Annotated in this window: 12 protein-coding genes and 1 riboswitch; of the genes, 6 read left to right on the top strand and 6 right to left on the bottom strand. The window is 51.1% G+C overall.

The features are described from left to right. Positions 1–170: 170 nt before the first annotated feature. Positions 171–1,913, bottom strand: a complete 1,743-nt coding sequence (gene thiC / locus WH45_RS07950; RefSeq protein ID WP_152663511.1) for a phosphomethylpyrimidine synthase ThiC — start codon at positions 1,911–1,913, stop codon at positions 171–173. Between the two features lie 287 nt (positions 1,914–2,200). Further along, positions 2,201–2,305, bottom strand: a riboswitch (TPP riboswitch). A gap of 228 nt (positions 2,306–2,533) precedes the next feature. On the opposite strand from thiC, the gene WH45_RS07940 reads away from it, so the two are divergent. Next, complete coding sequence (locus WH45_RS07940; RefSeq protein WP_046213850.1) at positions 2,534–3,154, top strand: VC0807 family protein; 621 nt, start codon at positions 2,534–2,536, stop codon at positions 3,152–3,154. 126 nt (positions 3,155–3,280) lie between these two features. Here WH45_RS07940 and WH45_RS23570 read toward each other — a convergent pair whose 3' ends face one another. After that, on the bottom strand, positions 3,281–3,421 hold the full coding sequence (locus tag WH45_RS23570) for a hypothetical protein (protein WP_156075153.1): 141 nt from the start codon (positions 3,419–3,421) through the stop codon (positions 3,281–3,283). Positions 3,422–3,758: 337 nt separating this feature from the next. Here WH45_RS23570 and WH45_RS07935 point away from each other — a divergent pair, with 337 nt between their 5' ends. Both WH45_RS07935 and WH45_RS07930 read left to right on the top strand, forming a co-directional pair. Further along, on the top strand, positions 3,759–4,322 hold the full coding sequence (locus tag WH45_RS07935; RefSeq protein WP_046213849.1) for an MOSC domain-containing protein: 564 nt from the start codon (positions 3,759–3,761) through the stop codon (positions 4,320–4,322). Between the two features lie 74 nt (positions 4,323–4,396). Next, a complete protein-coding gene (locus WH45_RS07930; RefSeq protein ID WP_046213848.1) occupies positions 4,397–7,843 on the top strand; it encodes a DEAD/DEAH box helicase in 3,447 nt (1,148 codons plus the stop codon). On the opposite strand, the gene WH45_RS07925 is transcribed toward WH45_RS07930, so the two are convergent. Then, entirely contained in the window at positions 7,840–8,949 is a 1,110-nt protein-coding gene (locus tag WH45_RS07925) for an HD-GYP domain-containing protein (protein ID WP_046213847.1), read from the bottom strand. The two genes, WH45_RS07930 and WH45_RS07925, sit on opposite strands and share 4 nt — an antisense overlap. 379 nt (positions 8,950–9,328) lie before the next feature. Between WH45_RS07925 and WH45_RS07920 the strand changes: the two genes are divergently transcribed. Together WH45_RS07920 and WH45_RS07915 are read left to right on the top strand one after the other, a co-directional pair. Beyond that, positions 9,329–10,117 (top strand): SDR family oxidoreductase, encoded by a 789-nt coding sequence (locus WH45_RS07920; protein WP_046213846.1) that lies wholly within the window; start codon positions 9,329–9,331, stop codon positions 10,115–10,117. 363 nt (positions 10,118–10,480) lie between these two features. Further along, positions 10,481–10,816, top strand: a complete 336-nt coding sequence (locus tag WH45_RS07915) for a cupin domain-containing protein (RefSeq protein ID WP_235338318.1) — start codon at positions 10,481–10,483, stop codon at positions 10,814–10,816. Between the two features lie 263 nt (positions 10,817–11,079). On the opposite strand, the gene WH45_RS07910 is transcribed toward WH45_RS07915, so the two are convergent. Both WH45_RS07910 and pyk read right to left on the bottom strand, forming a co-directional pair. Further along, positions 11,080–11,424, bottom strand: a complete 345-nt coding sequence (locus tag WH45_RS07910) for an MGMT family protein (RefSeq protein WP_046213845.1) — start codon at positions 11,422–11,424, stop codon at positions 11,080–11,082. 250 nt (positions 11,425–11,674) lie between these two features. Continuing rightward, the gene (gene pyk / locus WH45_RS07905) at positions 11,675–13,090 is read right to left on the bottom strand and encodes a pyruvate kinase (protein WP_046213844.1); all 1,416 of its coding nucleotides are present in this window, start codon (positions 13,088–13,090) and stop codon (positions 11,675–11,677) included. 300 nt (positions 13,091–13,390) lie between these two features. Here pyk and WH45_RS07900 point away from each other — a divergent pair, with 300 nt between their 5' ends. Continuing rightward, on the top strand, positions 13,391–14,170 hold the full coding sequence (locus WH45_RS07900; RefSeq protein ID WP_046213843.1) for a helix-turn-helix transcriptional regulator: 780 nt from the start codon (positions 13,391–13,393) through the stop codon (positions 14,168–14,170). A 76-nt stretch (positions 14,171–14,246) separates the two neighbouring features. Here WH45_RS07900 and WH45_RS07895 read toward each other — a convergent pair whose 3' ends face one another. Beyond that, the gene (locus WH45_RS07895; protein ID WP_046213842.1) at positions 14,247–15,092 is read right to left on the bottom strand and encodes an AraC family transcriptional regulator; all 846 of its coding nucleotides are present in this window, start codon (positions 15,090–15,092) and stop codon (positions 14,247–14,249) included. Positions 15,093–15,418 lie beyond the last annotated feature (326 nt).

Genomic DNA, 15,418 nt, shown 5'->3' with positions numbered 1-15,418 from the left:
GCAGAAATGTATGGGGAATAAGAAAATGAATGATGCCAGTATGTGAATAAACCCGAAAGGAGCACTGCAGCCAGTGGCCCTTCCGGGTATTGATGCGATAGTGATTTACCATGAATTCGCTATGCTTTTCCCATATTTATACTTGATTTCATGGTTGTCAGTAGTACGGATTAGCTGTAAATGCGGCTGCCGCCAGCCTTGAATTCCTGGGATTTCTCCTGCATGGCCTGTTCCACTTCGGCAGAGCCGTACTGGTCACGGATATCGTGGGTAATCTTCATGCTGCAGAATTTGGGTCCGCACATGGAGCAGAAATGGGCGCTTTTGGCGCCTTCGGCCGGAAGGGTCTCATCATGATAGCTCATGGCCCGCTCCGGATCGAGCGAGAGGTGGAACTGATCACGCCAGCGGAATTCGAACCTCGCTCGCGACAGTGCATCATCCCGTTTGCGTGCCTGTGGATGACCTTTGGCGAGGTCGGCGGCATGGGCGGCGATTTTGTAGGCGATGACGCCTTCCTTGACGTCTTCCCGATTGGGCAGGCCGAGATGTTCCTTGGGCGTAACATAGCAGAGCATGGCGGTTCCGTACCAGCCGATCATCGCCGCTCCGATCGCCGAAGTAATATGGTCGTAGCCGGGAGCAATATCTGTCGTTAACGGACCCAGTGTATAAAATGGCGCTTCGTCGCACACTTCCAGCTGACGGTCCATATTTTCCTTGATCAGATGAATCGGCACATGACCTGGCCCCTCGATCATTACCTGCACATCATGTTTCCAGGCGATATGGGTCAGCTCCCCGAGTGTATCCAGCTCGGCAAACTGGGCTTCATCATTGGCATCGGCAATCGAACCCGGACGCAGCCCGTCACCAAGGGAAAAGGTAATGTCATACCTCTTCATAATCTCGCAAATCTCCTCAAAATGGGTATACAGAAAATTCTCCTGATGATGCGCAAGACACCATGCCGCCATAATCGAGCCGCCGCGGCTGACAATGCCTGTCACCCGATTGGCCGTCAGTGGGATATAACGCAGCAGTACACCGGCATGAATCGTAAAGTAATCGACCCCCTGCTCGGCCTGCTCAATCAGCGTATCGCGGAAGACTTCCCAGCTCAGATCCTCAGCCCGGCCGTTGACCTTTTCCAGTGCCTGATAAATGGGAACCGTACCGACGGGCACAGGGGAATTACGGATAATCCACTCCCTTGTGGTATGAATATTTTTGCCGGTGGACAGGTCCATGATCGTATCGGCACCCCAGCGGATCGCCCAGGTCATCTTTTCCACTTCTTCCTCGATAGAGGAGGCGACAGCCGAGTTGCCGATATTGGCGTTGATTTTCACATGAAAATGGCGGCCAATAATCATCGGCTCACTCTCCGGATGGTTAATGTTGGCCGGGATTACTGCTCGTCCGGCAGCGACTTCGGCACGGACGAACTCCGGCTCCATGCCTTCACGCAGGGCGATAAACTCCATCTCCGGCGTAATGATTCCCTGGCGGGCATAATGCAGCTGGGTGACATTGCCGCCGGGGATAGCCGCCGCAGGCTGGCGGTGAGCCTGAGGGAATATTTCGGCGCCCTGCCGAACTGCCCGTTCACTGTCCAGAAATCCGTTATCCTGGGGCAGTACCTGTCTGCCTTCATACCGCAGCGTATCGCAGCGTTCCTCGATCCAGCCCTGGCGCAGCGGCACCAGTCCCTGACGAATATCAACGGACTGCCCGGTATCCGTATAGGGCCCGCTGGAATCATAGACATGAAGCGGAGCATTGGGTACAACTTCTCCGCGTATCTCACTATCGGATAAAGCAATCTCGCGTACCGGTACCTGAATGTCTGCCCGTGATCCCTGAATATATACTTTGCGGCTGCCGGGTAATGGTGTCTGATAAATAGCCATAATGCAAAAAAACCTCCTCGCGAATGTGGATATCCGCCAGGAGACACACTAATACAGGGAGAAAGCAGCAGGAGTATACAGGATGGGCTTCGGTGCTGACAATCTGCGGTACAGCGAGGAATCAGAGAACGGCAGCCATAAGTTCGTCAAACCGGCAATCGTCTATTCCCATCGGCCTGCTGCTATGTATCTGTGCAGAGTAACGACCGCTCCTTCACACTTCCTGCTCGCAGACAGCACAAAGCCGCCTCCGGGCAGGAAGCGGCAGAAACCGTATCGTCGTATCAACGAAGTCTCAACCACTTTCCTACGCTGGCATAACCCAGATCAGGTTCAAAGGGACCAAAGCAGATGCTTTATCTCAGCCCGTACAGGCGCCCCTAGTGGATACAGTAAGACTATATGCCGGATTGGCCGGATTTGTCAAATTTAATACTTTTCAGGTAACAAATGTATACAGAGCTGAAAGTAAGACGCAGGTCCCGCCTATTCAGTCTGCAGACGTAGAGCATCTGCGCTGAACGACGGATGTTTATACGTAATTTTAAATATATAATTTAGTACATACATAGCTGGTATAAGCAGTCAAAGTTCATAATTTCATTCCGGGAGATGAGTGTATGCCTACATGGTCCAGCCGCAAATATATTATCATGACTCTGATTATCAACGGGTTGATTCCGTGGGTAATTTATATTTTGTTAAAGCCGCATATGAGCAGCCTGACCGCGCTATCGATTGCAACTGTGGTACCGCTGCTGGATAATCTGATTCACCTGTACCGGTATCGCAAACTGGATGTATTCGGAGGCATCATGCTGTTCACCTTTGTCCTCTCGCTGGTAATGGTTCTGCTGGGAGGCAGCGAGAAATTGCTGCTGATGCGAGAGTCCTTTATTACGGCGGGAGTGGGGGTGCTATTTCTCGGTTCCCTGCTGATGAAGAGACCGTTGATTTACCATATGGTGAGCCGGTTTACACCGAAAGTGAATGGGGAAAAGAACTGGCAGTATCCGTATTTCCGAACGGTTATGCGCAATATGACGCTGATCTGGGGAGTGCTGCTGGTGCTGGAGGCACTGACGAAAATAGTCATGATTTATGAATGGAGTACCGCTACCGTACTGGCGCTGTCCAGTGTCGTATCGTACGGATTTATCGGCCTGGCGATTCTGCTGACAATCGTGTACCGCCGCCGATCGGCTGTAAGACTCCGGCAGATGAAGCAAAGCGTATCCTGATAGGCGATAACGGTTTTGAAAGAGCCCCGGAAATGAATAAAAAAAGACTCTGCGCTGGCAAGATGCCTGTGCTGAGTCTTTTTTCTTTTACAGATGGCTGATTGTTATCTGCCAGTCTCCTCTTAATCAACTGCCAAACATACAGGCCAGTATACAAACAGTAAAACGGTAAACCATTCCCGGAAAGTGGAGGACCAGATCAACGCCAGCTTCAGCCCAGTTGGCACGTGACCATGCGTTATCGGATTGCTTTACCTGGGTATCCATTATGAATTTCCTCCTTTCACTAAAAGTAAACGCTTCTTCATACCGATTACAAAGCGCATATGATTCTTACTTAAGCCATTGCTGTAGGGAAATCCTGATTACAACCTCAATTTACATACGTGGAAAATAATGGTTCGTTGCCGGAAATTGAAATTAAAGCGTGCATCGGTAATGCGAGGAACCCGTTCAGACCCGTTTATTCAGGGGTCTTTTTACTGCGCGGACATCTATTTCGGGCTGTACAATCTGCTGCGTCTGGTGAATGCGCTGCCGGATATGGCATAATCGAGTAAGCGATAAGCTGTGCTTTTACTGCCAGGACCAAAGGAGAAATTACATGAGTGAACCGGAACAACCGATTCAACCGATTACGGTCGAAAGTGTATTGATTGCCGATACCAAGGGCAGCTTTCTCACCCGGCAAGTACCGGAGATTCAGATAGAGCTGGCAGGCATACCCGGCGACCGGCATTATGGACTTCTGCGCCGCGCCGATGCCCGCCAGAAAATATACAAGCGCGGGACGATGATTGCCAACCGCCGCCAGATCAGCATCGTCTCGTATGAGGAATGTCTGGAAATTGCGCAGCGTATGGGGCTGCCGGAGATACGACCGGAGTGGCTCGGTGCCAATCTGATCATTCGCGGGCTGGAGCAGCTCACCCTGCTGCCTGCCGGTGCACGGCTGCTGTTCCCGGATGGGACCGGACTGATCTGTGAAGGGGAAAATGTACCCTGTCGCAAGCCTGCCAAAATGATCGAGAGCCTGCTGGAACAGCCGGGACTCGCTTCAAAGTTCATGCCTGCCGCCAAGAAGCGCCGCGGCATCGTTTGTTCGGTAGAGCGGGAAGGCCTAATCCGTCAGGACGATACGATACAGATCGTAACGGCGCATCTGTGATCTATGCAGATGCCGATCCTAATAGCTGCAAGGTAAAAAAAGGCTGAACGATACAGCCGGATAGGAGCATACTTATGAGTACTGAATTCAATCTGCCATCCATTCAGCTGTGGTGCGGCAAAACTTCCTACAGTAAAGGAATGGCTTATTACCGCGCAGGCAAGGTCGCTTTTACCCGCTATGATGACCACCGGAGGCAGTATGAAGCGAGCGTACAGATCCGGGCGAATCAGCAGGAGCAGGTGCGTCTGCATTTTGATGAAGCCGGTAAGGCACATGCGCATTGTACCTGTCCATCGTTGGCTTCGTATACCGCCTACTGCCAGCATGTAGCCGCCGTGATGATCCATGTCTACGAGTCGGGCGAGCTGGGTCTGCCGCCGGTACTGGCCGCAGGTACAGACAGCAGCACACCGGCTGCCGGTCATGATCTGCCCGAATTGCCGGTTCATCCAGCTGCCGCAGACCGGGAGCAGCAGCTGGCCGCCGAACTGCTAAGCCTGTTTACGAGCCCGCCGAAGCGACCCGGCGGAAGAAGGAATTATTTTGAGACCCGCACGGCATTGACCATCGAATGGATATGCAGACCGGTGGCCTATGGCAATGGACAATACCGGCTTGGTCTGGAAATGAAAGCAGGATTGAAAAGGCCGTATGTGGTGCAGCATATTCAGGAATTGCTGGAATGTGTACGCAGCCGTACGAGCTATGTACTCTCGAGTCGATTCACCTATGATCCGGAGCTGCACAGCTTCAGCCGGGAAGATGATGAAGTCATCCGGCAGCTGCTGCTGATTCAGCGGGATGAGCAGCCGGAGCTGCCGCCAGACCGTTTGACCGGCAAACGTATGGGCAGTAAAACTGCCATGCCGGCAGCAGCAGTGCAGCATAACCAGCGCATATTGATGATCCCGGTCTCCCACTGGCCGAATCTGCTGCAGGCACTGATCCGCACACCGGTGGCACGGCTGGAGTATCAGGGACAGACCTTTGCCGGTATCACCCACCATATGGGACCACTGCCGCTCTATTTTGAACTGGATCTTCTGGAAAAGGACGATGGAGATGAAGATGCATATCCGCAGCAATCTTCCTCCGCCAGCCGCAGAAAACCAAAACAGAATCCGCGCATGTATCAGCTGCGCATGGAAGGCGTTCAGCAGATGATTGTGCTCGAATCCTACGGGATGGTGATCCATAACGGTGAATTGATCTCGCTAAAAGAAGAAGATTGTCACCGGCTGAGCGGACTGCAGCAGCTGCTGGCTGCCTCGGATCATCATCAGCACCGGCTCATTATTCCGCAGGAGCAACTGGAGCCGCTCGTACAGCAGGTTATCCCTGGATTGACGCGGCTTGGCAATGTGCAGATGACCCGGCGGGTATCCGAAGTGGTCGTACAGACACCGCTGCAGGCCAGACTTTACCTGGATCGTGTTCGTGACCGGCTGCTGGCAGGTCTAGAATTCCAGTATGGGGATGTCATTATTAATCCGCTCAGTCCTACGCCTGCACAGGAAGACGAACGGATTCTGCTGCGTGACGGTGAACGGGAAGAGCAGATCCTCCAGCTGATGGATGAAGGTTCTTTTGCTGCCACCGAGGGGGGATATTTTCTGACCGATGAGGAAGCGGAGTATGAATTCTTGTATCATATCGTTCCCCGGCTGGAAAAGCTCGTTCAGGTCTATGCCACGTCTGTCGTGAAATCACGGATTCAGGACCCACTGGCGCCGCCGCGAATGACGGTACATACGGATTCGAGGCATGACTGGCTGGAGTTCAGGTTTGAGCTGGATGGCATTCCGGAGTCGGCGATTGTGCAGGTGCTCAAATCGCTGCAGGAACAGCGCCGATATTACCGGCTGCCAACAGGGGCATTTCTGCCGCTCGAAGACGAGCAGTTCCGCCAGGTGGCTGATTTTATCCGCAAAACAGGAATGGCACTGCCTGCCGATGATCAGGCGCTGGAAGATGGTGTATTGTTCCGTATACCGCTCATTCACGGGCTGGAGGCGCTGGATGCCCAGGATCAGAACGAAGTGGTCCGGTTTGACCGCTCGGTAAGAAAGCTGCTGGAAAATATTCGCAATCCCGATCTGTATGATGTTCCGGTGCCACCGCTGCTGGCACCGATTCTGCGGGATTATCAACAGTATGGCTATCAGTGGCTGCGTACGCTGGCCCACTATGGATTCGGTGGGATTCTGGCAGATGATATGGGGCTGGGCAAGACGCTGCAGAGTATTACCTTTATCGCTTCCGTGTTATCGGATATTCGCAGCAGCGGCCAGCCGGCGATCGTCGTGGCTCCCGCTTCGCTGACGTATAACTGGCAGTACGAATTTCGCCGATTTACACCCGATATCCGCACTGCCATTATCGATGGCAACCGGGCTCAACGCGAGCGGCAGTGGCAGGAGATACAGCGCTCAGGCAGTGCGGGGCTATCGGTAGATGTGATTATTACCTCCTATCCGCTGCTGCGCCGGGACGTGGAATATGCCGGGCAAGGGTCCTATCATACAATGATTCTGGATGAAGCCCAATCGTTCAAAAATGCGCTCACCCAGACCGCCAGAGCCGTCAAGCAGATTAACGCACGTCACCGATTTGCCCTGACCGGCACACCGATCGAGAATTCGGTCTATGAGCTGTGGTCAATCATGCATGTGATTATGCCGGGCCTGCTTGGGACGCGCAAGGAATTTGCCGATCTGGAGGCTCGTACGATTGCCAAGCGGATTCGTCCGTTTGTACTGCGGCGCATGAAGTCGGATGTGCTAAAGGAACTGCCGGACAAGCTGGAGACGACCCATGTGTCCGAACTGCTGCCGGAGCAGAAAAAGATATATGCCGCCTATCTTGCCCAGCTGCAGCAGGATACGCTGGAACATCTGTACGAGAAAAATTTTGCCGAGTATCAGATCCGTATTCTGGCCGGTCTGACCCGTCTGCGCCAGATCTGCTGTCATCCCGGCTTGTTTGTGGAAGATTATCAGGGAGGCTCCGCCAAGCTGGAGCAGCTGCTGGAGATTATTAATGATTGCAGGGATGCCGGCAAGCGAATGCTTGTATTTTCCCAGTTCACCGGGATGCTGTCCCGGATTCGTGAGGAGCTGGGGCAGTATAATGTGCCGTATTTCTATCTGGATGGTTCGACGCCTTCGGCGGAACGGGTAGAGCTGTGCCGAAGATTCAATGAAGGGGAACAGGATGTATTTCTGATTTCGCTTAAGGCAGGAGGAACAGGACTGAATCTCACAGGTGCGGATACGGTCATATTGTATGACCTGTGGTGGAATCCGGCTGTAGAGGAACAGGCTGCCGACCGGGCACACCGGATGGGGCAGCAGAATCGGGTTCAGGTCATTCGTATGGTAGCCAGAGGGACGGTAGAGGAGAAGATGCTGGAACTGCAGCAGACCAAAAAAGATCTGATCGACGAAATTATCCAACCCGGTCAGGAAGTCAAACCGATGCTGACCGAGCAAGATATCCGGGAACTGCTGATGATTTAGGTGGTAGGTGCAGGCATATGGGCGTTCATGCCTTCCACCGCTGTGACCATAACGGTATGGTGAGCCAATAGATCCATATCAAAGGGGGCCATGATCCGCTCACCGGCTTCGTTGTACAGTATTCGTACGATGGGACGCTGCGGAATCGCAGAGTGAATATGAACGACTACCCCTTTGAAGCCATTGCTGAGGGTAACGGTCAGACCAATCGGATAAATGGCGATCCGGCTTTTGAATACCGCCAGCATATCCTTGTCGTACAGACTGCCGGAGCCGGAATAAAGCACTTCCAGCGCTTCGTGCGGCAGCATGGCTGCCCGGTAGACCCGGCTGGTCGTCAGTGCATCATAGGAATCGGCAATACCGATCCATTTGGCATATTCATGAATCTCGTGTTCACGCAGACCACGCGGATAGCCGCTGCCGTTCAGTCGTTCATGATGCTGGTATGCGCAGTGAGCTGCCAGCAGCGGGATGCCGGGCTCGTCTTTTAGCATTTTGTAACCGTACTCGGTGTGAAGTTTGATGATATTATATTCCGCATCTGTCAGTCTGCCCGGCTTGAACAGCACTTCATTTGGAATATACGCTTTGCCCACATCATGGAGCAGAGAGCCGATGCCCAGCACCTTCATTTCCTTATGGGAATAACCGTGCACTTTGCCCAGCAGAAGCGTGTAGATGCATACATTGAGCGAGTGATAATACAAATAGTTATCCTTGGTGTGCATGCTCATCAGCATAACCATAACTTCCGGGTCCGCACTGAGCTCACTGATGATCGTATCAATAATGCCGGAAAATGACTTGCCGATGATCGGGTAGGTCGATTTCTGTACACCAGGATCGGCGAGGCTGCGGAAATGGGTGCGGATCTCGCGCAGTGCTTGACGCTTTGTATCCTGGGAGACAATATCTTGGACAATTACATCATCCGTATCTTTATCCTGGATATAGATATAGTCCAGTCCATGTTTATATAACTTGCGAATAATGCCAGAGGTCAGTTCTACGCCTTCGGAGAGCAGAACGACGCCATCCTCGTTATATATTTTCTTTGCGAGTCGCATCCCGGGCTGGAGCGAGGTGATTGGTAATAGCCTCAATATTTGTCACTTCCATCTGTTCTGGAGTTAGCCACTCATAAGATCGGCACTGGCCACATGATTCACTTCCGTATAAACTGCCGTAGAATGACTATGTATGTGGATGAGTGCAAAAGTAGGGGCATATATGCGGACAGTATATAAAGTATATCGTCATTTCTTCACAAATTTATAATAATTATAGGCCGGATTTGTAAAATACGACAGAGCTAGTATTGGAAGTTTAGATAGGCGAATGGAAATCATCACGATTAAACGCTCGTATGTTCTCATTTTCATAATGAATTATCAGAAAACGCTTGCTTTTCAAAGCGAATTCTACAAAATACGATTTGCAAAAAAATCACTATCATCCACTGCAGGAACAGGAGGAAGAACAATGGAACTCGGCTTACATGGAAAATCGGTATTTGTAGCAGCAGGCAGCAAGGGATTGGGAAGGGCAAGTGCACTGGAGTTTGCCAGGGAAGGGGCACTGGTGACGATTGCGAGCCGCAGTCTGGACCATCTGGCAGAAGCGGCAGAGGAGATTAAGTCGGTCACCAGCCAGCGCGTGAACACGGTTTGCATGGATGTCGGCAATCCGGAACAGATCGAGCAGGGGATCCAAAGCGCACTGGAGGCATATGGTCGGCTCGATGTGCTGGTAACCAATGCAGGAGGGCCGCCAGCCGGTAACTTTGGAGATATGAGTGACCACAGCTGGCAGAGTGCTTTTGAACTGAATCTGCTCAGCACGATCCGGCTGATTCGAGCAGCTGTCCCCTCACTTCAGGCTGCAGGCGGTGGACGTATCGTGAATATCGCTTCTTCCTCGGTCAAGCAGCCGATCGACGGACTGATTCTCTCCAATGTATTCCGTGCCGGTATTCAGGCATTGACCAAAAGTCTGGCCTCGGAGTATGCATCAGCCGGTATTCTGATCAACACGGTCGCTCCCGGCCGAATTGCGACTGATCGTATTATGGAGCTGGATCAGAGACGTGCCGGAAATGAGCAGAGGCCGGTTGAGGACATTCAGGCCGAATCACTGCAGCAGATTCCGCTTGGTCGGCTGGGAACACCGGAGGAATTTGGCCGGATGGTTGCTTTTTATGGTTCTTTTGCCAATACGTATGTGACCGGACAATCGCTGCTAGTGGATGGCGGCACGATCCGCGCTTATTAACTGCAGCTGGTGCTATTTGGCATACAGTAAAATTCGTTAATCGGCATAGAGCTCAATCAGCCTTTTATTTTAAATTGAATGTGACAATAGTGTGTCATATTTGTGGGATAATGTGTTATAAAAAAGACCGGAAAATTCGAATTCTGGTCTTTTTTTGGTCTTACAACCGCTAAAAATCGACTTTTTCCAATAATAATGGTAAAAAGTAACTAGTTATTTATTTTATTATTTGTGAAATGATACACTGTTTCTTTGTTTCAAAAAAGTGGTACAATATGTATCACATGAATCGGAGCTTATCAATATAACATCTGCTGTTGAGTAAATGAACAAATTAATAACAAAGAGGAGGAGATGTAAGAAATGATAAACACAAGCTTGAGCAATATTGGGATCTGGGAACTGGTGGAGCCGGGAGTACGGCGTAAGGTATTTGAACCGGGCGCTTCCCTGATGATGATGGAAGTTCACTTTGAGGCTGGCGCACAGAGCGCTGAGCATTCCCATCCGCATGAGCAGATGACCTACTGCATGAAAGGTCTGTTCCGCTTTGTGATTGACGGTAAAGCGTATGAACTGAATGCAGGCAAGGCGCTGAATATTCCGGCAGGGGCAGTACATTCTGCACGTGCACTGGCACCGGGCGTTCTGCTGGATACGTTTACTCCCGTGCGTGAGGATATTGTTAGAACGGTGTAAGTTCATTTTGGACATAAAGTGATAGTTGGGAGAGTTGTAAAACCCACATTGTTGTTGGATCAGCGGTTGGCTTTGGGGATATTCTGCTGCAGTGCAGACAGGATATCGTACAGGCGAACCGCTTTTTTGCGCTCTCAGCTGTGCTAACGCAGATTCTTGCAATTTACAGTTTGCAGCTTAACAATCGCTTATTGTTATAAGCTACAGCTCTGATCACGTATAACCTTTATTTTGTTATTCATTACCGGGTTCGTATAGAACAGTTACTCATCTTCCCTGACGGGATCAGTAGTTTCCTGTTCCACCGGGGTATAACCGTATGTTGACAGATCAATCCGCTGCTGCAGGTTGAATGTCACGCCTTCCTCTTCCAGCAGGGTACGCTGCATAAAGTTCGCTTCATCCTCCTGGATGGCAATCTCTCCATACTTGTTGACGACACGATGCCAGGGCAGATGATGTTTGCGGCTCATGGAGTGCAGTATCCGAACGACCTGTCTGGCGGCACGCGGACTGCCGGCGGCAGCGGCTACCTGTCCATATGTCATCACTTTGCCTTCGGGAATGGCAAGAATTACTTCTATTGCTTGTCTGGTAAACGGCTGCATGCGGCACCTCCTCATTCCAAATACGGAAATACGACGTTTCTCTTGCTTCTCATCCTTGCCAAATTCGCACAAAAGTTATCTGTTCGATTATATCATTTTTATGAAACACATCAGGAGATGTGCCCAACTGTATAATAAAATATTTGCAAAATGGAAAAAGCCTCCGGATGGATCATCGCAAATGATCTATCCGGAGGCTTATTTTTGTTTGGGTACATGTGTAGAAACAATAAAGAACAGATGGAACTGATTATACCTGCTGGATTTTGAGCAGGTTGGTATTACCGGATTGACCGATCGGTACACCGGCAGACAGAACGACGATATCGCCTGCACAGATATGACCTGTTGTTACGGCATTACGGATCGCCGATTCGAACATCTCATCCGTGCTGGATACCGCTTCGCCTTTGACCGGAATGACGCCGGACAGCAGGCACATTTTGTTCAGTACCGCATCATTATGCGTCACGGCGATGATCGGAGCGCTTGGGCGGTATTTGGAGATCATGCGCGCGGTAAAGCCGCTTTCCGTGGAAATGATGATTGCTTTGGCGTTCAGTTCCAGGGATGCACTTACCGCGCCCTGGCTGATCACTTCGGTAATATTGGTGGATTGCAGCGCTCTTTTGCGGGAGAACTGTTCCTGGTAATCCAGCATGCTCTCGGCACGTTTGGCTACGGCAGCCATCGTCTGTACGGACTGTACCGGATATTTACCCGCAGCGGATTCCCCGGACAGCATGATAACGTCTGCACCCTGCAGCACCGCATTGGCCACGTCACTCACTTCGGAACGGGTCGGACGCGGGTTCACTTGCATGGATTCCAGCATATGGGTAGCGACGATAACCGGTTTGCCGGCTACGTTACATTTATCGATCATTTCTTTTTGCAGAGCGGGTACGTCCTGGATTGGCACTTCTACGCCCAGATCACCACGGGCAACCATGATACCGTCGGAAGCTTCGATAATATCATCGAGATTTTCCATACCTTCGGCATTCTCGATTTTGGAGTAGATCTGTACGTCTTCGGCATTGTTTTTCGCCAGAATATCACGGATCTCGCGAATATCATCCCCTTTGCGGACAAAGGAAGCGGCGATCATCTCGATGTTCTGCTCCAGTCCAAAGTGGATATGCATCACGTCACGCTCGGTAACGCCCGGCAGGGAAGTATGAATACCCGGCAGATTGACACCTTTACGAGGCTTGATCGTGCCGCCGCTGACGATCTCACAGACAATCTCGCTGTCACGTACTTCACGTACAGTCAGATCAATCAGACCATCATCCAGCAGAATGCGATCGCCTGCATGAACGTCCTGGTTCAGCTGCGGATAGTTAACGCCGATCCGCTCTGCATCACCGAGAATTTCTTCAGTCGTGAGAATCAGCTGATTGCCTGTACGCAGCTCAAAGGAAGCTTCTTTTAATTTGCCGATGCGTACTTCCGGTCCCTTGATATCCATCATGATCGGTACAAAGGTATTCAGTTCGGCTGCTGCCTGGCGTACGTTACGAATACGCATCACATGGTCTTCCAGCTCACCATGAGCCATATTCAGGCGCGCTACGGTCATGCCGGCCTTGATCATTTCCTTCAGCATCTCAATTGAGTCACAAGCGGGTCCCATTGTACAGATAATCTTGGTTCTTAACATTCGATAATCCTCCTTAAGTATGCAGGCTGGTATATTCTTCAGCCCTGTTGAAATTAGTGGCTGTCGGAATCTATTACCCTGTCCTGCCAAGCATGAAGGATCTTTATCCGGCAACCTGTAGTATATAATTCATTGTAGCTGTAATATACACAGGTCGCTATGAACTATTGTACAATGAGTGAAGTATAGTATGATTTGAGGACAAGAATAAAACGCAGTTTATGAAAAAAGACAGGGAAAGCACCTGCCAATCCTCCACATACAGAAGAAATCAGGTCAAAAGCAAAGGAGGTGCCTCATATGCTGAACGTGCTGGATGTGCAGGAGCAGCATCAGATGGACTGGTATGAAGAGCAGTATCTGGATCAAAACGAATACTGTCTTAGTCTGATTACATACGGCAATTGTGTGTACTGGGTCAGCGGACAGAAGACTATTTTGGAAAAAGGGGATCTGCTGCTCATCCCGCCTGAATCCGCCTATTATGGTAAAAGCGTCCCGACCCGTGTGCACACCAAGCAGGTGGTACGCTTCAGCGTGCAGCAGGATGCAGCACTGCCGCTGCTGCGGGGAAGCGATACGGTACAGATGAAGCCGGGCGGCTATGATCTGTATCATGACCGTCTCCAGCATATTGCAGCCCAGTGGCGGGACAAGCCTCCGTATTACCGGCTGCTGGTGGATTCTCTGATGATCCAGCTGCTGGTGGAGCTGAACCGGGAATATGATCGTGGTGTGATCCGGGAGGACAAGCACCGATTAGTGGATACGATGAAGCGATATATCCAGCAAAATTACAGCCGCCGCATTACCAAGGAGCATCTGGGCGAGCTGATTCAGCGGACGCCCAATTACGCAGCGACCCTGTTCAAAAATGTAACCGGCCAGACGATCAGCGAATATGTGCATGATCAGCGGATGAAGCGGGCGGTGTACATGCTGACCGAATCCCAGCTGACCATTACGGAGATCGCCGAATTTCTCGGTTATCAGGAAGTGTCCTACTTTTACCGGATTTTCAAGCGCAAAATGGGCGTGCCGCCTGCGGAGATGATGAATGATCGTCCTTCTGCGCTGTAGGCGGCAGGGCGGCAGAATAACGGAGCATACGAAGCGTAATAGCATATGATCCGTCCGTTCCGTCAGCGGATGGCTATCAGGGGCTGGTCTGTAGCAGTTCCTCGCGCAGTCTGCGCGGTGAAGCGCCTTTGATTTTTTTGAACATTTTGGAGAACAGGAACGGGTCTTCGTATCCGACCGAACGGGATATCTCGCTGACTGACAGATCGGTATGATGAAGCAGCTCCACGGCGCGGTTCATCCGGTATTCCAGCAGGAACGCCTGCAGGGACATGCCGAACCGGGCTTTGAACAGGCTGGATAGATAGGTGCGGTCGAGGCCTGCCGCCTGCGAAATATCCTGTACGCTGATCTTCTGGCTGTAGCTGTTATCGATATACTCGATCGCCTGACGAATATGCATTTCCTTGGGGCGGGAATGATTGGATGCAGCAGGCTGGACCGGCAGGCGGGCGATCAGCGTGTACATGAGCTGGTACAGAATACCCTGTGCCTGGATATCTCCGGCAGACTGGTTGGCTGTCTCCAGCAGCAGCTCGTAGAAGCGGCTGAATATAGGTACGTCATGCATGGTATAGACCGGACTGGACGTCGTGAGCTGCGCTCGTTCCATCAGCGACAGTGCCTGCAGGCCGCGAAAGCCGATCCATGAGTACACCCAGGGATCATCACGATCCGCCTCATACTGCACCACCGTCTCCGGCAGAATCAGAAATCCCTGACCTTCGCCCAGCCGATATTCGGCATCGCCCATTCGCAAAATGCCTGTTCCTCCATGGATATAATGCAGGATATAAGCGTCTCGTATGCCAGGGCCCCAAGCATGGCCGGGAATACACTCTTCCTTGCCGAAAAAAAGCAGATTCAGATCAAGCGGCTGATGAGCATCGGAATGCGTATAGATGGTATGATTAAGCGGCATAGCTGTAGATTCCTCTCCTCGCGGATAGTATGTATATACTTATATTATGACAGGTTATTTGCTGATTTAGAAGCGTATAGAGGACAAATATGCTTGTATTATGACATGCAGTTATGATAAAGGAACAGTGCTGCGGCAGCACATGGATCAGCCTGCAGATTCAGCTGCAGATGATTTGCCGGTATAGAGGAAAGAAAAAGGGGTTTATGATAGTATGAAACACATATTATTCCGTGATCCGATCAGCATTGGACTATTATCAGAAGGGAGCGGAAGCATATCGAGAAGAACCTGCTAATCACCTGTGTAATTGTATTCATGCTGAT

Origin of the sequence: Paenibacillus wulumuqiensis, from assembly GCF_000971965.1 — a bacterium.
Lineage (GTDB): Bacteria > Bacillota > Bacilli > Paenibacillales > Paenibacillaceae > Saccharibacillus > Saccharibacillus wulumuqiensis.
This window is presented reverse-complemented; position numbering and strand designations above follow the sequence as displayed.